Annotated in this window: 18 protein-coding genes; 7 read left to right on the forward strand and 11 right to left on the reverse strand. The window is 33.5% G+C overall.

Annotated elements, in window-relative coordinates:
• Positions 1–683 precede the first annotated feature (683 nt).
• From HQN85_RS06355 to HQN85_RS06375, 5 genes are all read right to left on the reverse strand, one after another.
• A complete protein-coding gene (locus HQN85_RS06355; protein WP_173270270.1) occupies positions 684–1,670 on the reverse strand; it encodes a pyruvate dehydrogenase complex E1 component subunit beta in 987 nt (328 codons plus the stop codon).
• Positions 1,671–1,799: 129 nt separating this feature from the next.
• A complete protein-coding gene (locus HQN85_RS06360; RefSeq protein WP_173270273.1) occupies positions 1,800–2,159 on the reverse strand; it encodes a bleomycin resistance protein in 360 nt (119 codons plus the stop codon).
• A gap of 7 nt (positions 2,160–2,166) precedes the next feature.
• The gene (locus HQN85_RS06365) at positions 2,167–2,718 is read right to left on the reverse strand and encodes a GNAT family N-acetyltransferase (RefSeq protein ID WP_173270275.1); all 552 of its coding nucleotides are present in this window, start codon (positions 2,716–2,718) and stop codon (positions 2,167–2,169) included.
• Positions 2,719–2,733: 15 nt separating this feature from the next.
• Entirely contained in the window at positions 2,734–5,601 is a 2,868-nt protein-coding gene (locus HQN85_RS06370) for a PD-(D/E)XK nuclease family protein (protein ID WP_246249659.1), read from the reverse strand.
• Between the two features lies 1 nt (position 5,602).
• Entirely contained in the window at positions 5,603–8,824 is a 3,222-nt protein-coding gene (locus HQN85_RS06375; RefSeq protein ID WP_173270278.1) for a UvrD-helicase domain-containing protein, read from the reverse strand.
• A gap of 136 nt (positions 8,825–8,960) precedes the next feature.
• Between HQN85_RS06375 and HQN85_RS06380 the strand changes: the two genes are divergently transcribed.
• On the forward strand, positions 8,961–9,461 hold the full coding sequence (locus tag HQN85_RS06380; protein ID WP_173270281.1) for a thioredoxin family protein: 501 nt from the start codon (positions 8,961–8,963) through the stop codon (positions 9,459–9,461).
• Between the two features lie 77 nt (positions 9,462–9,538).
• Here HQN85_RS06380 and HQN85_RS06385 read toward each other — a convergent pair whose 3' ends face one another.
• The gene (locus tag HQN85_RS06385; RefSeq protein ID WP_173270283.1) at positions 9,539–11,245 is read right to left on the reverse strand and encodes a glycoside hydrolase family 3 protein; all 1,707 of its coding nucleotides are present in this window, start codon (positions 11,243–11,245) and stop codon (positions 9,539–9,541) included.
• 312 nt (positions 11,246–11,557) lie between these two features.
• Here HQN85_RS06385 and HQN85_RS06390 point away from each other — a divergent pair, with 312 nt between their 5' ends.
• A complete protein-coding gene (locus HQN85_RS06390) occupies positions 11,558–12,178 on the forward strand; it encodes a porin family protein (protein ID WP_173270286.1) in 621 nt (206 codons plus the stop codon).
• A gap of 155 nt (positions 12,179–12,333) precedes the next feature.
• Positions 12,334–12,507: a hypothetical protein gene (locus tag HQN85_RS06395; RefSeq protein ID WP_173270288.1), complete on the forward strand. Its 174-nt coding sequence runs from the start codon at positions 12,334–12,336 to the stop codon at positions 12,505–12,507.
• A 31-nt stretch (positions 12,508–12,538) separates the two neighbouring features.
• On the opposite strand, the gene HQN85_RS06400 is transcribed toward HQN85_RS06395, so the two are convergent.
• Positions 12,539–13,207 (reverse strand): NAD-dependent epimerase/dehydratase family protein, encoded by a 669-nt coding sequence (locus tag HQN85_RS06400; RefSeq protein ID WP_173270291.1) that lies wholly within the window; start codon positions 13,205–13,207, stop codon positions 12,539–12,541.
• 87 nt (positions 13,208–13,294) lie between these two features.
• Here HQN85_RS06400 and HQN85_RS06405 point away from each other — a divergent pair, with 87 nt between their 5' ends.
• Positions 13,295–13,519 carry a hypothetical protein gene (locus HQN85_RS06405; protein ID WP_173270293.1) on the forward strand — a complete coding sequence of 75 codons (225 nt, stop codon included), beginning with the start codon at positions 13,295–13,297 and terminating at the stop codon, positions 13,517–13,519.
• A gap of 14 nt (positions 13,520–13,533) precedes the next feature.
• On the opposite strand, the gene HQN85_RS06410 is transcribed toward HQN85_RS06405, so the two are convergent.
• From HQN85_RS06410 to HQN85_RS06425, 4 genes are all read right to left on the reverse strand, one after another.
• Positions 13,534–14,280, reverse strand: coding sequence for a carboxypeptidase-like regulatory domain-containing protein (locus tag HQN85_RS06410; protein WP_173270296.1), 747 nt, complete (start codon positions 14,278–14,280; stop codon positions 13,534–13,536).
• 152 nt (positions 14,281–14,432) lie between these two features.
• The gene (locus tag HQN85_RS06415) at positions 14,433–16,580 is read right to left on the reverse strand and encodes a S9 family peptidase (protein ID WP_173270299.1); all 2,148 of its coding nucleotides are present in this window, start codon (positions 16,578–16,580) and stop codon (positions 14,433–14,435) included.
• A gap of 390 nt (positions 16,581–16,970) precedes the next feature.
• The gene (pyk, locus tag HQN85_RS06420; RefSeq protein ID WP_173270302.1) at positions 16,971–18,401 is read right to left on the reverse strand and encodes a pyruvate kinase; all 1,431 of its coding nucleotides are present in this window, start codon (positions 18,399–18,401) and stop codon (positions 16,971–16,973) included.
• Between the two features lie 138 nt (positions 18,402–18,539).
• On the reverse strand, positions 18,540–18,959 hold the full coding sequence (locus HQN85_RS06425) for an IPExxxVDY family protein (protein ID WP_173270305.1): 420 nt from the start codon (positions 18,957–18,959) through the stop codon (positions 18,540–18,542).
• Between the two features lie 159 nt (positions 18,960–19,118).
• Between HQN85_RS06425 and HQN85_RS06430 the strand changes: the two genes are divergently transcribed.
• The 3 genes from HQN85_RS06430 to rnc all read left to right on the forward strand — a co-directional run bounded on the left by HQN85_RS06430 (position 19,119) and on the right by rnc (position 21,451).
• Positions 19,119–19,355: an acyl carrier protein gene (locus tag HQN85_RS06430; RefSeq protein ID WP_031266521.1), complete on the forward strand. Its 237-nt coding sequence runs from the start codon at positions 19,119–19,121 to the stop codon at positions 19,353–19,355.
• A 30-nt stretch (positions 19,356–19,385) separates the two neighbouring features.
• Positions 19,386–20,639, forward strand: a complete 1,254-nt coding sequence (gene fabF, locus HQN85_RS06435) for a beta-ketoacyl-ACP synthase II (RefSeq protein WP_173270308.1) — start codon at positions 19,386–19,388, stop codon at positions 20,637–20,639.
• Positions 20,640–20,722: 83 nt separating this feature from the next.
• Positions 20,723–21,451: a ribonuclease III gene (gene rnc, locus HQN85_RS06440; RefSeq protein WP_173270311.1), complete on the forward strand. Its 729-nt coding sequence runs from the start codon at positions 20,723–20,725 to the stop codon at positions 21,449–21,451.
• Positions 21,452–21,470 lie beyond the last annotated feature (19 nt).

Genomic DNA, 21,470 nt, shown 5'->3' on the forward strand with positions numbered 1-21,470 from the left:
GTTCCTTAGCAAGGTAGGTTGGTGGTGGTACTTCCTTAGGATACGCTCAGGATGATGCCTCTCGTCATTGCGAGGTACGAAGCAATCTTAAAGCGATAGATTATATTTTCTCACGTTGTAGTATTGCTTCGTACCTCGCAATGACGTGTTTTAAGACTTTGCTATTTTACCTACCCATCATTCCCGCAAAGGCGGGAACCACGAAGGCGGGAACCGTAAAGCTTATTATATTATGCATTAAGATACCCAATCGAGTTGGGTATGACGCGATACGTTCCTTAGCAAGGTAGGTTGGTGGTGGTACTTCCTTAGGATACGCTCAGGATGATGCCTCTCGTCATTGCGAGGTACGAAGCAATCTTAAAGCGATAGATTATATTTTCTCACGTTGTAGGATTGCTTCGTACCTCGCAATGACGTGTTTTAAGATTTTACTATTTTACCTACCCATCATTCCCGCAAAGGCGGGAACCACGAAGGCGGGAACCGTAAAGCTTATTATATTATGCATTAAGATACCCAATCGAGTTGGGTGTGAAGCGGAATGTGTTAGTTCCCTTCGCAAAGCCGAGTAGGTGCGCTCTGAATACAAATCATAGTCAACAAAAAAATCCTCTAAGAAAACTTAGAGGATTTTAATTATGAATGAGATCCCTCGCTGCGCTCAGGATAACAAAATTATATTATTTATTAACGTACATTACTTCTTTAACTGCTTTCACTACTCTTTCTGCATTAGGTAAGCTAGCAGCAATAAGTGTTGGCGCATACGGAAGAGGCACATCGGCACAAGTAATACGTAAAATTGGCGCATCTAAATGATCGAATGCATTTTTTTGAACGTTAAATGTAATTTCAGAAGAAATTGAAGCTAATGGCCAAGCTTCTTCTACAATTACCAAACGATTAGTTTTCTTAACAGATTCGATAATAGTTGCATAATCAATAGGGCGAACGGTTAATAAATCAATCACTTCTACATTAATACCATCTTTAGCTAACTCTTCTACAGCAGGGTTTACTACACGAGTTAACATTTTACCAAAAGTTACGATAGTTACATCAGTACCTTCTTTAACAACTTGTGCTTTACCAATTTCTAAAGTGTATTCACCTTCTGGCACATCGCCTTTATCGCCATACATTACTTCAGATTCCATAAAAATAACTGGATCTGGATCGTTAATAGCTGCTTTTAATAATCCTTTAGCGTTATATGGAGTTGATGGAACTACTACTTTTAAGCCTGGGCAGTTTGCAAACCAATTCTCAAAATTTTGAGAGTGCTGTGCACCTAATTGACCAGCGTTACCTGTTGGACCACGAAATACGATTGGCACAGAAAACTGACCACCACTCATGGAAAGAATTTTTGCCGCAGCATTTATAATCTGATCTATTGCTACCAATGAGAAGTTAAAAGTCATGAACTCTACTACAGGAATTAAACCATTCATCGCTGCACCGATACCTATACCTGCAAAACCCAACTCTGCAATTGGAGTGTCGATAACACGTTTGTCGCCAAACTCATCTAACATTCCCTGGCTAACTTTATATGCACCGTTGTATTGCGCAACTTCTTCGCCCATTAAAAAAATGTTCTCGTTTTTACGCATTTCTTCGCTTAATGCTTCGCGTAGTGCTTCTCTAAATTGAATCTCTCTCATTGTTTATTCAAAAATTACCAAGCGCAAATATAACTATTGTATCGTAATTATAAAGTCTGTTTTAATTACGCTGGCTAATTATTTTGTGACACAAAATTATGTTCTCCGTTCATATGAATTCGTATTCTTTTATTCCTCATCTTTCGAAATATCCTCGCCAAAATGAATGATATTTCCGTTATTATCCAAAATAGAAAACTGACGCATTCCCCACGGCATATTTTTTAATTTCCCATTGGGATGAACAACGCCTTGCTTTTCGTATTCTGTATAGAGTTTATCTACTTCTGTTACGTAAATATAACAGCCTGTGTTTTTTGGAATACTTTCATCGCTTGTTGGCCATAAATGAATTGATATTTCATCTTTAGAAAAGATAACGTATCCATCCCAGTTGTTATGAAATGTGAAGCCAAGTTTTTCCGTATAGAATTTGATCGTTTCGTTGGCGTCTAACGAAGCTAGTATTGGTGTTGCAGTTTTTAACATAATAGTATTATTTGTTTAGTAACGAGTAAATCTCGCTGTCTAAAAATTCCCCATTAAAATAATGATCTTCTTTAAAGTAAGCTTCCTTTTTAAAACCATGTTTTAATAATATTTCTCTGGATGCTTGATTAGCTGGACTTATATTAGCTTGAATAGAGTGTAGTTTAATTTCATTAAAGCCAAAGGCTATAGTTTTAACTAGTGCTTCGGAAATAATACCTTTTCTCCAATAATCTGGTTGTAACATGTATCCAATTTCTGCTCTATAATTTGGCAAATCTGTTCTCCAATATCCTATTGAGCCGATCATTTGTGCTGGATTTTCTTTTAACGCTATTACCCATGCTAGGTGTTGTCCTTGTTTAAAACCATTGTTAAATGTTGTTATGAATGTTTCTATTTCTTGAACAGTTTTTTGTCTTTCTCTGTGTATATACCTCATCACATCATCATTGTTTCGCATTTCAAATAGCGTATTGGCATCGGTTAACGCGTGTTCTCTAAGAATTAATCTGTCGGTTTGTAACGTTGGGAACGAGGTGAAGTTTAAGGATAGCATTTTTGTATACGTTTATTATTTTCCGAACAAAGTCTTGTAAATTGAATATTTATAATTATCAGGAATGGCACTTGCTACAAAATAAGGCGCTTCAAAAAGTTCTGTTAGCTTTTTTCTGAGTTCGGCTAAAAACTCGGGCTTAATTTCTTCCAGATAATCTCCTGATAAATTTTGCCTCCCAGATTTAAACCAAATTCCATCCTTGTTCATTGTTTTAACGATATACAAATTTGGTTCTACACAAGTTTTACCTGCATATTGCTCATAAGCGTAGGTGTAAAGCAAAGTCTGAATTAAGGCTTTATTAATGTGCTTCCCATCAGTATTAAAAAGTTCGGGAATGTCCTTAAATGTTAATTTATCACTTCCAGTTTTGTAATCGATAATTTTTGTAACTCCATCTTTAACATCAACTCTATCTATGTAACCAAAAATCTTAATACTAGCTTCTTTACCGTTAAGTGGGAAAGCAATTTCAGCTTCTACTTTTTGCTCTAAACTTATAATATTAAAAGGTGTTTGCCTAACATCTTGATCTAAAATTATGGTAACATAAGCATCAACAATGGCTAAGACTACTTTTTGCATTCCCCTATACTCCATCACCTTATCAGGGTTTTTAAACATTACAAAGTTGAATGCTTTTTGGATGAATGATGGAACTAATTTTCTACGTTCATTTATCCGATCTGCTGTAATTTCTGCAACCCTTAAATCCTGATAAAAATATTCCATCACCTTGTGCAAAACAGATCCAATTTCATTCGCTTCTACCACCGCACTCACCTCTTTAGGTTCTTTAATGCCTGCAATGTAATTGAAGAAAAAATCTATTGGATTGGATATATATTGCGTTAAAGCGGATGGTGAAATTGCTTTCTTTTTATCTAGATAAAGTTGTAATGCTTTTTGAATAAATTCATTGCCAGTTTTTTCTATCCTAACTTCTTTAAACGGCTCTGTTTTTACATCGAGATTGAGCTCATTATATTTGAAATCAAATCCACTTTCAAACTCTAATTGTTTTAAAATTCTGCTGGCTTCTCCAGAGGTAGATTCATCTGTTAAACTGTTATAAACAAAGTTGATATTTTTTGCTCTCTGCAATAAACGATACACCATATATGATGAAATTGCATCTAAGTTTTCTAGCACCGGCAAGCCATAAACTCTACGGATACTATCTGGAATAAAGCTATTCCCTATGGATGATTTAGGAATAATTCCTTCATTAAATCCTAAAAAAACAACTTTATCAAAATTTAAGTTTCTAGTTTCTAACAAACCCATTACCTGAATACCATTTAACGGATCGCCAGCTAAAGGTACAGCGATTGCCTGCAACGATTTTTGAACCAAATAGATTACAAAAGAAATATCTTCATTATTGATATGTTTACCAAAAGTATCGTGTAACCTATTTAGTTCCTGGATCGTTTTAACAAATAATTCTGCGTCAATTTTCTTTAATGTTTTTGCATTTGATAGTCGGGTTAAAACATAATCTAAAACTGCTAATAAATACGTAACAACATTTTCTGGTTTATCGATCTTTTTATAGAAAACTTCAAACAAACCGCTTTGCTTTAACAAACGTGAATGGTCTATCTCTACAATATTTTCGTTCAGTAAAGCTGTCTGAATTTTATCTCGCATTTTTTGGCTTAAACCAGTTAATGGATGAGTAATAAATGCTTCTACGTTTTTATAAGAAACTTTATCGCCCTGTAAAATTTCTAGTTGACTTGTTAACCACAAATCTGCCAAACCAAATATACTCGATGTAGCTAGGGCAAAACCCATCGTTACGTTTAAATCAATGGAATTACCGTTATGAGTTGTTGGTATGGTTTGTAAGGTTGGAATGAGTAAACTTTCATCGGCCAAAACCACAACTGTAGAACCAACATCTTCATTTGGGATATAATCCTCACTTAAAATAATATTAAGAATTTTTGCCTGAGCAGATTGTCCTTGCACTTTAAAAACATTAACCGAGTGCTCAGCAGTTTTCATCAAACTAGCTTGATCTTCGAATACGTTTTTTAAGCCCAACTGATTAATATTTTTTCTCAAAAACAAACCAGCTTCTTGTAGTGGGTCATTCAGATAATACTCATCTGCATCAAAGTAAAACAATGCTTTTTCCGCTTCCTGTAATTTCGTAAATATTTTAGCTTCAGCACTACTTAATGCATTAAAACCAACGAAAACAATTTTGCCTTTTTCAAATGCTTTTAAAAATTCCAGTCCGTTAATATTTTCTTCTGCCAATTGGCGATATGCTTGTCCATTGGTGATATAATCCTGTGCTTTTAATGTTTCATGAAATTTGTGATAAAGTTTTGGCATTCTACGCCACATCTTTATAAATAGCTCTTGTTGTTTTTTATGTTTTCCTTCAGAATAAGAAGTCCAAAATTGAGCTAAAAACTCATATTGTTCCGGGCTTAAATAATCAAACTCTTTATTGATGATAGAAATATCTTCTAAATCTTGATATAACTTTTCCGCATCAACCAAATCACTATCTATCTGATTAAAATCACTCAGTATTATTTTAGCCAGTGGAAAAAATTTATGGCTAGAAATGGTTTCCAATTTTTCCTCTACCAATAACTGATTATAGATTTTATGTAAAGTGAAAAACTGCAGATAGAAATCGGCGATTTTGTATTTAGTTGCGTTTGCAAAAAACTCTTGTATAGTATAAAAGGAAGGACTAAAAAACGGTTTCTGAATAATATCCGCTAAGTGTTTTTGCAAATATGCAGATGGTCGTTTATTGTTAAAAATGATGGCACAATTTTGCAATTGAGAACCAAATTTTGTAATCAAATCTTCAGCAACTTCCTGTAAAAATGGTTTCATTCTATTTTCCATATTAAACCAATTTTAACTTTCCGCTAACTGCATAAAACAGATAGGTCTTCACGTTCTGATATCCCATCGCTACCAGTAAATTTTTATAATTATCTATTTGTTCAATATGTTTATCACTTTCTTCTAATGTAAATTTGTAATCCAAAATAATTACTTCATCATTTGTAATTAAAACCCGATCTGGCCGATGCAATTTTCCTTTAACATCGATAATATTTTTCTCGGTGATACTTTCTGTGGTCTTACTTAAAATTGCTTTTAAATCGGCATTATTTAAAACTTCTAGCACAGCCGACTTTAAATCTGATTGTTCTTCTGCTTGCACAATTCCTTGCAATACTAATCCAATAATATAATCTTCAACTTCTTTCTCGGTACTAGCATTTGCTAAAATATCATGAAGCAAAGAACCTTTTCGTCCTGATTTTTCGATGTTCACCAAATGTTTTAAGTGTTTTTCTTCTGATGGAACATACAATTCTGATAACCGGGTAGTTGTAGGATAAGTAGTTAACCTAATGAAATTAGAGTCTTCATTTTTGTTTTCTATTTTCACATAATCCTCAATGGCGTACAGATTATTTTCATCAAACTCTGTATCAAAGGTTAAATTAATTACATCACCCATGGTAGAAAGTTTGGGCTCCTTTTTAGCCATCGTGGCAATATATAAATAATCTTTCGACCTTGTGGTGGCTACATAAAGCATATTCAACGCATCCATAGTATTGTACAACAATTCTTCATAATACGCTTTAGAAATAGAGGAATTCGATAGGTCTTCAGTGTATTTTAATGGAATACCACGTAATTCTTTGTAAACTGTGTCTTCTGATGAAACCCAAAAGGTAGAGTTTGCTTTCCCTTTCATTTCCCAATTACAAAACGGTACAAAAACAGCTCTAAAAGCCAAACCTTTAGATTTATGGATAGTGATAATTTGTATTGCATCTACTCCTTCTGGTGAAGGCAAAGATTTCTTCACTCCGTCTTCATCCCACCAAGTTAAAAATGTTATAATTCCTTTTTCTCCCATTCGACTGGCATTAGCTGTTAAATCTCTAAATGCTAATAAATATGGAAGATGTTCTTGTCTATTTTTTAAACCATAACTTTCAATTAAAATCTCTACCAATTCTGGCAAGGGCAATTGCAACCAACTTTGCCAATTTTCGCACAATGTGGATGGAAGAACGGCAGACAAATTGCTTAACGAAATTCCGTTTAGGTTTAAATACTGATTTGCATCTGCCTCTTTTCCTTGTAGTGAGTGATATAGTGCAATACAATTTGCCTTGTACAATGCTGTTTGCGAATCAATGCCTATAAGTACTTTTAAGGTGTTAATAATTAATTGTATGGCAGAATTATTTGAGATTAATAAAGCATCTCCAGATAAGACCGGTAAATTTTGCTCCATTAAATGCTGAACAGTTAGCATGGCTTCGCTGTTAGAACGAACTAAAATAGCAATGTCCTTCAACGAATAATTCTGTTCATTTTTTAAATAATTGATTTCGTTAACTACATCCGCTAAGGCTAAATCTCTAAAAGTAGTTTCAGTAAATCTTGCTTCGTTTGGCGCATCATCTTTTCCAAACTTCTTAATTTTAATTGTGCCACCTTTTAAAGTGTTCGGTGCAAAATTCTGTGTGGAAGCACCATAAATATCGGTTATTATTTGTTGGTAATTTTCTGCTTGCCACCATGTAGAAATACTTTCTGGTTTAACTAAAATATTCTCATTTAATTCGTTTTGCAAAGTCAACGGAATTTGACGATAAAGAAAGTTATTAAACGTAATGATGTTCTCTGTACTTCTGTAATTTTCAGCTAAACTATCTTCTAAAACATTATGTTCGCCAACATCTAATTTTGCGTGTTTATGTAAGATATTCCAATCGCCATTGCGCCAACGATAGATAGATTGTTTAGTATCACCTACAATTAAATGGTCAATAACCTCTGGATTTGGTGTAGCAATTGCATTTGTTAAAAGCGATTTAAAGCTTCCCCACTGACTAGTTGAGGTGTCTTGAAATTCATCGAACAAAAAGTTGCGATATCGGTTACCTACTTTTTCCCAAATAAATGAAGGGTTATCTCCAGCGTCTTCCGTAATTCCAGAGATTAGTTTTTGCGCATCACTAATTAATAAATTATCATTTTCTGCTCTATATTGTTTTAGTAGTACCGCTATCTCTTGCATTAACCTTAAATAATATAGGTTTTTATTAAAAGCAATGGCTAAACTGTAATTTGGTAAATGTGCTAAGTAATGGTTTTTTAACTTAACTAAAATAGGATTAACAGTATCGTAAACTTCTGGTAAGTTTACATTTTTTTGAAACCATTCTTCGGGTTCATCGATATATTTAAATAAGGTTTCTAGATGAGAAAAATCTCCTCTAGCAACTAAGATAATTTTCTTTAATCCGTTTCTAGATTTTCCTTTTAGATGATCATTTTCAACGCCTAAAACATCCATTGCTGCATTAGCTTCTGTAGCAAGAGCAACTATTTCTTCTTCAAAATTTTTAATTTCCGACTTAGTAACGCTGATATATTTCTTGAAAAGTTCATCGATATTTTCTAGCCCAAGTTCTTCTACAGCAGTTTCGAAAATTTGGAAGCGTTCTGAGAAAATTTCACCGATTAAATTATACAGTTCGATCTTATAATTCCAGCTTTTATTGTCCCCGATTCGCTCAATGGCCAAATCGATAATCCATTGTAAAAGTTGTTTGTTATGATCTAACGCTTCATCTAACTTGTTTACCAAATCATCTTTTACTTTATCATAATTCATTTCTAAATTATAATCTGCATTTAGACCTAGTTCAAAGGCAAAACCACGAATTACTTTTTGAACAAAACCATCAATAGTGCTTACAGAAAAACGGCTGTAATCGTGCAAAATTTTACGATAAACTTTCTCAGCTTTAAACTGTAATTCTTGGGCATTAAAATTTGGATAGGCAGCAAGAATCAACTTCCTATAATCTTCAATCTTTTTATTAGGATCTCCTTTTGCCAAGCCGACTAAAACCTCTAAAATTCTGGTTTTCATTTCTTCAGTTGCCTTATTAGTGAAGGTTACCGCTAATATTTCGCGGTATTTGTTTTCTCCACTAAAGAGTAAAGTCAAGTAATGTGCTGTTAAACTGAATGTTTTACCAGAACCTGCAGAGGCTTGAAGAATTTTGAGTGGTTTGTTAGCCATATTAAATTACTTATTCCCAAAGTACGTTTAAATCTTTAGAGTTGAAAAGCAGATTTTCCACAATAATTTTACTCTACTAAAACACTAGTCTTTATTTTATTCTTTAATTTTGGGGCAAATATTTATACTTTTAATTATGAAAAGATTAATCCCAATATTATTCACTTTATTTGTTGCAAGTGCAGGTTTTGCACAAACTGCAACAAAAACAGCTGTTCATCTTTACAATCCACAAGCTAATGCCCAAGCAGATATTGACGCAGCGGTTGCAAAAGCTAAAGCTGCAAAAAAACATGTATTTGTTCAGGTTGGAGGGAACTGGTGCATTTGGTGTATTCGTTTTCACGATTTAGTTGATTCTACACCTGAATTAAAAGATCTTTTAAACAAAAATTACGAGACCGTATTATTAAACTGGAGCCCTGAGAATAAAAATGAAGCTATCCTTAAAAAATTCAATTATCCCGGTCGTTTTGGTTTCCCAGTATTTTTAATTTTAGATGGTGATGGAAAACTAATTCACACACAAAATTCTGCCTATTTAGAAGAAGGGAATGGTCACAGTGTTAAGAAAATTACTGAGTTTTTGAAAAACTGGAATTACGCTGCGCTACAACCCGAAAATAATAAATATTAATAAGTCGGAAAGTCAGAAGTCAGAAAGATAATACGTTATAACTTTCTGACTTCCGGACTATTTTAACTTCTGACTACTTATAATCCATCACCATATTTAAAGAAGCTGTTTACCGAAACTGGTAATTTACCAGTTGGCATTAATTCATTTTTAAATACAGATGCCGCAGCTTTTTGCATAAAATCTTCTTTTTGATATGCTACTAAAAGTGCCTTTGCATTTTCCAATCCTGGCATAGCAGCTAAATTATATGGATTAGCTAATATTACAAATGCCGCATCTTTCTTAGCCATATCTGCCATAAACATTTTTAAATCAGAACTTAAAACCATACCATTCCCTGGTCTTAAACGTGTATCTACAACATCTATAATTACTTGGTCATCTGGTTTAATTTCTGCTAATACTTTAGAAATCGCGTTAGCATTAGCAGTTTTCTCTAAACTAAAAGCAATTGAGTTTTTATACCTACTAGCCATTTCTTTTTGAAAAACCGTTGCATCTGGTGTTCCGACATTTATAATTACTGTTCTTTTATTTGGAGTTAATTGTTGTATAAAGTCTCTTCCTTTTAGCAAGGTCATACTCGCATCAGCTAATTGCTGTAATAGCGCTAAGCTTCCTGGGCGATTTACATCTTCAACTACATTTTCTTCATTAATGGTTTGTTTAACATTTAAACCCGCCCAATATTTTGCAGTAAGAATTTTCTTTACACTTTCATCAATGCGCTCCATGGTCAATCGCTGATCTTTTATTGCCTGACGAACCATTTTCACCGCTCTTTTACTGTTTTCAGATAACTCTAAAATATCGTTACCTGCAATTATACCCATCACATCCGCTTCGCCATCTTTAAAGTATTTAACTACTCCCTTCATTCCCATCGCATCAGAAATAATAATGCCTTTAAAGCCAATTTCTTCTTTTAAAATACCAGTAACTATTGGTTTAGATAAAGTTGAAGGCATATTAGGTGTTGCATCTAACGATGGAATATTCATGTGTGCAATCATTACTCCAGCTGCGCCTTGTTTCACCAATTCTTTAAATGGGTACATTTCTAATGTGTCTAATCGTTCTTTGGTAAATTTAAGTTGAGGTAAATCGAAATGCGAATCTACATCGGTATCACCATGTCCAGGAAAATGTTTAATACTTACTAAGAGACCTCCATCTTGCATTCCTTTCAGATAAGCGGCACCCTTTTCAGCTACATTATATTTATTTTCACCAAAGGAACGGTAATTAATCACTGGATTTTTTGCATTATTATTTACATCTACATCAGGAGCTAAATTCATGTGCATACCAACTCTTTTAAAGTCTTTGGCTACTTCTAAACCCATTTTATAGATCAATTCCTTATTTTGGATAGCGCCTAAAGCCATTTGATAAGGATATGCAATTGTACTATCTAAACGCATACCTAAACCCCATTCACCATCTGAAGCAATTAGTAAAGGTACACGGGCTAACTTTTGATATTTATTTGTTAAAGCTGCTTGTCTACCAGGACCTCCTTGAAAGAAAACTAATCCACCAACTCGTTCCCTTTTAATTACTTTACCTATTGAATCTGTAAATGCTTTACTTTTATTTGTATAGGCAGCAACAAAGAACATTTGTGCAATTTTTTGCTTTTTATTCAGCTTTTTAAATACAGAATCTACCCATTTTGGTTCCTGCTTTAATAATTCGATATAAGGTGTTTGTTGGGCTTTTGCTTGTGTAGTGGCAATGCCGATGGCAATACTTAATGTATAAAATAGTACTTTTCTCATTTCTTTCCGATTGTAGATTGGCTATAAAATTAGGTAAAATATTAAAGTTTTAGGCTGTAAATACGCAAACATCGTAATTGCCAATATTAAATATTTAATAGATAACTCAAGTTATAGAGTGGTTATTGTATTATATTTAATACACTTTAGTGGGTATTTTTAAAAGTTGTGCCTTCTTATTTTTAAATGTTTAAACACTGTTTAAATGGCTAATATTCAATCCGTATTACATTAATTATAGCGTTACAGAAAATAATTTAATCGTTTTGGCACATTTATTCCTTAGGGATAGGAAATTAAAATTGTAAAAAAATGAAAAAAATATTTATTCTAGCAATTGGCTTGTTTATAACGGGCGTTGCAAATGCACAATCAACTGATAAGGCTATTCGACTAGGTGTTAAAGCGGGTGCTAACTATTCTAATATTATTAAAGATGATGGAAACAATGATTTTAAAACTGATTATTTAGTGGGTTACCATGCAGGTATTACCTTAGATATTCCGTTGTTACCTAATTTAGCATTTACACCGGAGGCTTTGTACTCTACTAAAGGTTACAAATCGAGTTCTACTTTTGGCGATTTCACTCAAACCACTCATTTTATTGATATTCCTATTTTAGCTAGTATTAAATTAGCTGAAGGATTAAATGTTGTAGCTGGTCCACAAGTATCATTCTTATTGTCTACTACTAATAAATTTGAGAATGGTTTTGGTACAGCTGAGCAAAAAATTGTAGAAGATGATTCTGATCGTTTTAAAAAGAGCTTAGTAGGTGGTGTAATAGGATTTAGATATGACTTTAGCAATAAAGTTGGTATTAATGGTCGTTATGCCTTAGACTTCCAAAAAAATAATGAAAATGGAAGTACACAAACTCCAGAGTATAAAAACCAAGTATTCCAATTAGGTTTAGGTATTAAATTTTAAGTTAACAAAGCACAATTGCACAAGTTAATTAAGGGAGACCGCTTTATTAAAGGCGGTCTTTTTTGTTTCGACGATTATATTTCTTAAAACAATACGATAATTAAAAAGTTATATTAACAACGCTCTGCAATAGTATTAACCTAAAATTATATGTTATGAAAAATGTAAGCACACCAAAAAATAACCCAACTGTACAAGGTGGTTCAAAAGCAGATAGAGCAACTCACAACGTTAAATTGGATAAAAAAGAAAATGGTATCAGCAATGCTGGTGGACAACGATCAGATCAAACCTCAAATAAAGATAATCAAAGAAAAAGAGGAGAATAATTAGTAAAGCATCAGTTAACGCTGGTGCTTTTTATTGTTTTGCCAATTCTATAATATCTCTTACTTCTAAAATTCTTCTTTCTTTATCAGATTTTGTAGCATTTATCATTGCTAAACTTATCTCTTGTAGGCTTACAAAGCTATTTTGATTAATTGCTTTTAAAACAGGGAATAACCACATAAAAAACTTATAAAAGTTATGCGTGTTTTTTAACCCCTTAATGGGTTTTATTATTCCCGGCCGGAAATTGAATACTTGCTTAAATGGCAATTTCATTAAATCATTTTCCGTTTTACCTTTTACAATTGCCCAATTTATACTACCCTTTTCGCTGCTATTTGTACCAGCGCCAGAAACATAGCAGAAAGTCATATCAGGATTTAATTTACTTAAGGTTTGAGCTACATGTAAGGTAAGTGTGTGGGTAAGTTTGAAATACTGATCTTTATCCATTCCCACAGAGGAAACGCCTAAACAAAAAAAACAGGCATTATATCCTTTTAATTCATTTTCTATGGAAGAGAAATCGAAAAAATCTTGATGAATAATCTCTTTTAATTTAGGATGATGATATCCGCAGGATTTACGGTTAATTACCAAAATCGCTTCAACATTTGGATTTTGAAGACATTCGTATAACACGCCTTCGCCAACCATGCCAGTTGTACCCGTAATTATAGCTTTTACTTTTGCATCCATTTTATTTAAATATGAAACTAATTTAACTATTATTTAGATTTTTATATGATAAGCGAGTATTATATTTGTCATGTAAAATATGCATTTATGCCCGAATTACTTTTATTATGTGTAATGCTAATTCCGCAAATTGTTGCTGGCGTTTTTGCAAAAAGCATGGGCAGAAATTTTTGGTTCTGGTTTTTTATTTCTTTCCTTATTCCAATAATTTCCTTAGTTGTTTTACTCTTTTTGGATGATAAAACTGAAGGGGCAAAAGGATATGAATTAGCGGATCATGTTAATCCACGTGATAAAGAGGATAAAGTATAATAACTAAACAGCTATTACTTTATAAATTCTGAATAACTCTTTTTAATATAAAGGATCATTTCGTATTCATTTAAGCGCTTTGCCTCTTGAATTGTTGGTCGATATCGTTGCATAAAATTTTGTAGCGAATCTGCTTTTAGGTGTGTAATTAATTCGACTTTTCCTTTTGAAAATACATGATCAACGTAATTCATGTCTTCATCTTTTAACAAGGTTTGTTTCAGTTTAGAAACAGGAGTTTTATTTTTTCCTAATAAGTTAAAGACTTGTAAAACATTTAAACTGATAATCGATGCCGTAGAATTTGGATTCGTATTGGCAAATGGTGATTTATAGGATGGTGACTTTTGGATAAAAATATCGCTAATTCTCGGAGCTTTATAGTCAAAGACTTTTGCATATTCTTTTCTTAGGTTTAAAGAATCGAGTTTATAGTTTCTAGCACCTTTAATAATTACTGCATTTAAGTTGATTGGACTTGATTTAAGACTAATTCTGAGCGTATCTTTGAGCATTTCCTTAGTAATTGATACTTCATAAGTTTCATAGCCCACATTTCTAAAACTTATTTTTGCTCCATTTTTAAGTATACCAAGATTAAATTTCCCCGTTGCACTAGTAAATGTTGTTGAATTTTCAGTAATCACCTGCACATTTTCTATAGGTAATTTTGTGATATCATCTATCACATATCCATTTACATTTTGTGCAAAAACTTGATTTGAAAAAAGTAGTAATGTTAAAATAAAAAAGGATTTCATCGTTTTAATTCTTTAGCTAAATTAAAACTTAATGATTTGGCTGTTAAAACTTTAACAGACGTTAACATTTTAAGAATTGCATTAAACGACAAAGCACCACTTCTTTTTAGAAGTGGTGCTTTATTTTTATATACTGCTATATCTTGAGTTTATTAATTTCTAGGTCTTTGTGCTCCACCCATTAAATAATCTTTAGGTGGTTCCATACCTAATAGATTTTGCACAAAATAATCCCAACGTCTACGCATCATGTACGATGAGTACGGTCCATAACCATGTGCACTATTAGGGAATAATACCAAATCAAAGCTTTTATTCGCTTTTTCTAAAGCCTCAACTACTAACATTGTATTAGATGGTGGAACATTATTATCCATCATACCGTGAGCTAACATTAATTTTCCTTTTAGGTTTTTAGCATAGTTCTGGTTTGCTTGGGCTTCATAATTAGAATTTTCAACTAAGCCATTGTAGCGTTCGCCCCAATCATCCTCATAGTTACGGTTATCGTGGTTTCCTGATTCGGCTATACCTACTTTAAAGAAATCTGGATAACGGAACATCGCTGCAGCAGTTGCAAAACCACCACCTGAGTGACCCCAAATACCTACTTTATTGGTATCTATTGGATATGTTTTTGATAGTTGTCTAATTGCAGCAATCTGATCTGGCAAAGTATTTTCTGCCATATTTCCATAACTCATATCATGGAAGCTTTTTGAACGGAAAGGATTGCTTGTACCCTCTATAACAACAACAATAAAGCCTAATTCAGCTAATGCCTGATGATCACCTCTTGATGCTGAAAACGACCAGCTACCTACGCTTCCGCCTTGCGGACCCGGATAAATATAATCGATAACGGGATATTTTTTATTCACATCCATTTTAGTTGGCGTAAATACCAAGCCATAAATATCTGTTGTACCATCATTCGCTTTTACATTCACTGAAATTGGTGCTTTCCAACCTGTAGCGGCTAATCTCGAAACACTTGTTTTTTCTAAACTAGTAACCAATTTCCCTTTCAAATCCCTATAAGCCATTGTTGCAGGTATTTCTGGAGTAGAATAGGTATCTACAAAATAATTGTTTGATGGAGAGAAGGTGATCGTATGATTTCCTTGATCTGGAGTTAATAGAGTAAGATTTTTACCATCAAAGCCAATTTTATAGAAATAGCTAAAGTATGGATTTCCAGGTTCACGGCCGTTACCCATAAAATATAGCACCCTATTTTTCTCATCTACTCTAAGTAATTTCGAAACTAACCAATCGCCTTTTGTAATTTGATTTTTTAATTTTCCAGTAGTTGAATCATATAAATAAAGATGTCCCCAATTATCGCGTTCAGAATACCAGATAATTTCTTTAGAACCCGGTAAATAACGCCAGTTGATTGCTCCACGGCCCGATTCGAATTGTGTTTTTACTGTTTCTTCAAACACTTCCCTAACAGCTCCTGTATTCGCATCTGCAATGCGAAATTTCTCTTGTTTGTGATCTCTTGATGTAGATAAAAATGCCATTTCAGAGCCATCGGCTTTCCAATCAATATCATCAAAAGTGCCGCTACTTGCAATATCATCGCTCAATGTAGCTCTATGCGGATCTGCAGGAATATTTAAGCTAACTACTTTTGCATTTTCTACATCGATAATTACTCTTCTAATAGTAGCAATTACTTTATCCCCTGGTAAAGGATATTTCCAAGCTTTTAAAACTGGCGCACCAACATTAGTTGTTACCAAATACATATCGCTCACATTTCTTTGATCTTGCTGAAACGTAGCTACTTTTTTTGAATCCGGAGACCAACGTACAATTGGCCCATCACTCATTGTCCAACCAGCATTATCAGTTGCGTAACCGTAATTTTTAATGCCGTCTGTAGTTAGTTGCGTTTCTTTTTTGCTCTCAACATCTCTAACCCACAAATTCCAGTCTTTTATGAAAACAGTTTTTTTGCCATCAGGCGAAGTAACACCACTACCACCTCTTGCGCCACGGCCTCCAAAACCTTGACCAGCGTCAGCTGTGTATTCTGTAGTTAATGTTTTAGTTTTCTTAACTGGATCTACCACAAAAGTTTGATTTCCACCTTGATTCCTTACCGTATACCAAAATTTATCATTGTCTAACCAATTTAATCTTCCTGGCACTCCATCAATAAACTTCTCGGTATTGTAACTCATAAAGCTCTCGGCTCTTTCATAGTCTTTTGCGGTAAGACTACCTTGTTGGGCATTTGCAGCAAATGTTAATGCTATTGCTGATGCCGTAAGTAAATATTTTTTCATAATTTATTTTCTTATGGGATAAAAATAAGATGTTTTCTATCTATTGATTTCAACGTATTAGGAATAATACATTTAGTAGTTATATGGCTTTATGTATTAAACGCAATTTAACACATTAAGTATTTCCTCGGATTTACCTTGCACTTTATTCGGGGTTTAGTCGGATTCAATTGTCACAAGTCCGACCAAACCCCGACCGAACTCCGACCAAAGTCCGACTAAGGCCCGATCCAAGAATGTTTAAATTGTGGCAATTTACACTGTTTTCAGAGAGTCGCACAAGCCAAAGATGGATGCATTAACTTTTTATTTTGTAGTCTTTCGGGTCTTTTGAAAACAAAAAATGCCCAAGCTTTCGCAAGGGCATCTCCTTATTATATTTGATCAGATTTAGTCTATAACAGTAATTTTAAGCATGTTTGTTTTGCCTTTAACTTCCATTGGAATAGCAGCTGTATTGATAATTACATCACCTTTTTTAATTAATTTTTTCTTTTTCAAGAAATCGTTAACCTCGGTAATGGTATTATCGGTACTCTCAAATTTATCGTAATAAAACCCTCTTACACCCCACACTAAACTTAATGTATTTAACAAAGCCTCATTACTTGTAAAAATAAATATTGGAGATTCTGGGCGATGACTAGCAATTTCAAAAGCTGTATAACCACTTAATGTCATTGAAACGATACCGACAGCATTAGTCTGTTTAGAAAGAAAACAAGCAGAATCGCAAACTGCATCACTTAAGAAACTATCTGAATTTGGTATTAAAAATTTCTCTGGGTGGAAAGGATAATTGTTATCTTCAATATTAGAAATAATTTTCTGCATCGTTTCTATTACAATTAACGGAAACTCACCTACCGATGTCTCTCCGCTTAACATTACAGCATCTGCACCATCTAAAACTGAATTCGCTACATCATTTACTTCAGCACGTGTTGGACGAGGTGTAGTAATCATGCTTTCTAGCATTTGGGTAGCAATAATTACTGGTTTAGAAGCTGCTCTACACTTTCTTACAATCATTTTTTGCAATAATGGCACTTCTTCCATTGGCATTTCTACTCCCAAATCTCCACGGGCAACCATAATTGCATCAGAAACAGCAATAATTTCATCGATATTAGCAATTGCCTCTGGTTTTTCAATTTTAGCAACAACCCTAGCGGTTTTTCCTCTTGCTTTAATAATATCTTTTAGCTCGATAATATCCTCTGCATTACGCACAAAAGATAAACCGATCCATTCTACATCATTTTCTAAAACAAATTCTAAGTTTTTACGATCTTCTATAGTTAATGAAGGGATAGAAACTTTAGTATTTGGAAGATTTACACCTTTTCTAGAAGTTAAAATACCACCATGAACGATTTCGCAAACTACTTCATCCTTATAATTTGTTTCAATCACTCGCATCTGTAATTTCCCATCATCTAAAAGGATAATTTCACCTGCTTTTACATCTTGTGGGAAGTTTTCATAGGTGATATAAATCCGTTCTTCATTACCCACACATTCTTGAGTAGTAATAACTGTACGGTTACCATTAACTAAGTGAATACCACCATCTTTAACAGTTCCAATTCGGATTTTCGGTCCTTGCAAATCGGCTAAGATGCCAACATTATATTTATATTTTTTATTGATGCTACGTATGGTATCTAAAACTTCTTGATGATCAGCCTGAGAACCATGAGAAAAATTAAGACGGCAAACATCTAATCCTGCATTAAACATGCTATACAAAACATCTGGTTTGGCTGATGCCGGACCTAAAGTGGCCACTATTTTAGTTCTGGAATGAAATGGTTTCATTTATTATTATTTTATTGATGATAAAACAAAAAAGTAGAAATTATTAAAAATAACGTTGTTTTATCTAATTGTTTATGTTGCGTTTCAGTTTTATTAAGATTCAAATATAGTGTATTTAATACACGAACAATATAAAATTTACATTACTAAATTTTCTTTCGACTTTAATTTTAGCGGATCTATCTGCGCAGCTACCTGAATATCAGATAGTTTATTTAATCGCGTTAAAATAAAATTGAGGTCTTCTTTATCAATATATTGATGAATAATCATAAAAAAATCTACTTTATTCATTTCAGGAATTAAAAACCCTTCGCTATTTCGATTGTTAACTAAATAATACTCTATTTCGCCTTGTTCTACAAAATAATAAAACTTAGAAAATGAAAGTGGGGCTTCATCAATATTATAATAAACCTCATGATCATCAACCTTTTCGAAGTCAAATTCTAAGCTATTATTTATTTTGTGACATAGAATATAATCTTTTAAAGATGCCGTTATAGCGATTAAAACAAAATCAAGGTCTAAAGAGAGTTTTAAATAAGTTTTGTTCAAAACAGAATATTTTTTTTAGAATTACGAAATTATAAAACTAATTTTACATTAAGTTTGAAATAAAAACATTAAAATTGATTGAGAAATAAAAACATTTGAAAAGTGTTAGAATTTTATTTTTCTTTGCACAGAATTATTTAACCATTAAATTATAAAATTATGTCTGATATTGCTTCAAGAGTTAAGGCTATCATTGTAGAAAAACTAGGTGTTGATGAAAGCGAAGTTACGCCAGAAGCGTCTTTCACAAACGACTTAGGTGCGGATTCTTTAGATACCGTTGAGTTGATTATGGAATTTGAAAAAGAATTCAATGTTGCGATTCCTGATGATCAGGCTGAAACTATCGGTACTGTTGGTCAAGCAGTTGCTTATTTAGAAAAAAACGTTAAGTAATAAAATACGCTTTCCGTACAATACGTATAAATGGAATTAAAAAGAGTAGTAGTTACAGGTTTAGGTGCGCTCACTCCAATTGGTAACACCACCCAAGAATTTTGGGATGGACTAATCAATGGTGTGAGCGGCGCTGGGCCAATTACAGGTTTTGATACTGAAAAGTTCAAGACGAAATTTGCATGTGAGCTTAAAAACTTTAACCCAGAAGATCATTTGGATAAAAAAGAAGCTCGCAAATTAGACCCATTTGTGCAGTATGCTTTAGTAGCTACAGCAGAAGCCGTAAAAGATGGTGGTTATGATTGGGAAAAAATCGACACCAACCGTGTAGGCGTAATTTGGGGCTCAGGCATAGGTGGATTTAAAACGTTTCAAGAAGAAATGAAAACTTTCTTTTTGGGCGATGGAACTCCACGTATTAATCCTTTCTTTATTCCAAAAGTAATTATCGACATTGCTCCCGGCCACATTTCTATGAAATATGGTTTACGCGGACCAAATTTTTCTACTGTTTCGGCATGTGCCTCAGCTACCAATGCCATGATTGATGCATTCAATTATATCCGTTTGGATATTGCTGACATCATTATTTCTGGTGGTTCTGAAGCAATAATTAACGAGGCAGGTATTGGCGGTTTCAACGCCATGCATGCACTTTCTACTAGAAATGATGATCCAAAAACTGCATCAAGACCTTTTGATAAAGACCGTGAAGGCTTTGTAGCTGGCGAAGGTGCTGGAACCATCATTTTAGAAGAATTAGAACATGCTAAAGCTCGTGGCGCTAAAATCTACGCTGAAATTGTAGGTGGTGGTATGAGTGCCGACGCAAATCACATTACTGCACCACACCCACAAGGTTTAGGAGCAAAACTGGTAATGGCAAATGCGTTAAGAGATGCTAAATTAACAACTGCTGATATTGATTATATTAATGTTCATGGTACTTCTACTCCACTTGGAGATGTAAGTGAAAGCAGAGCGATTGTAGATTTATTTGGCGAAGACGCCTATAAATTGAACATCAGTTCTACTAAATCTATGACAGGACATTTATTAGGTGCGGCGGGTGCTATTGAGGCAATTGCAACTATTTTAGCTGTAAAAAATGATATTGTTCCTCCAACAATCAACCATTTTACAGATGACCCAGAGTTTGATCCGAAATTAAACTTTACGTTTAACAAGGCTCAAAAACGTACTATTCGTGCTGCGCAAAGTAATACGTTTGGTTTCGGCGGTCATAATGCATCTGTTATTTTCAAAAAATACGAAGGTTAACCTACTAAAATATCTTTGTTGATTATTTGTATTGTACATTTATACTTTACACAGCTAACTTTTAATTTTTTGTTATCAGATTAATGCCGTTTTTCAATTTATATAAACTTTATTTATCGCCAGACAAAGAGTTTGTAAAAAAACTTAAAAACATTTTAGGGTTTATCCCTGGAAATGTGACTTTGTATAAAATGGCTTTCAGACATCGTTCTGTTGCTAAAGTTTTAAAAAATGGAAGTAGAAGTAGTAATGAACGATTAGAGTTTTTGGGTGATGCTATTCTAGGTGCTGTTATTGCAGAATTGCTATTCAAAATTTATCCCTATAAAGAAGAAGGATTTTTAACTGAAATGCGCTCTAAAATTGTAAATAGAGCTAATTTAAATCAACTTGCTCGTAAAATGGGCTTTGATCAACTCATCGTTTTTGATCAGAAAACAGTAAATGTACAATCCAAACATCATTCTATGTTAGGCGATGCTTTCGAGGCATTAGTTGGTGCGGTATATTTAGATAAAGGTTACAATTTCACTAAAAATTTATTGCTTAAGCGTATTGTTAAGCCGTATATTGATGTGCATACTTTAGAAATGACTGAAACTAATTTCAAGAGTAAATTAATTGAATGGTGTCAGCGTCATGGAAAAGATATTTCATTTGATATGGTAGAAAATGGTGAAGGTGAAAGCGCTAAACTATTTACCATTCATGCCATTATCGACAGTGAAAATCATGGTATTGGAAGAGATTACAATAAGAAGAATGCAGAAAAATTGGCTGCAGAAAAAGCTTGTGAGTCACTGGCTATTTAGTTAGCAATTCCAATTCTCA

The sequence above is a fragment of the Pedobacter boryungensis genome (assembly GCF_013204825.1).
Lineage (GTDB): Bacteria > Bacteroidota > Bacteroidia > Sphingobacteriales > Sphingobacteriaceae > Pedobacter > Pedobacter boryungensis.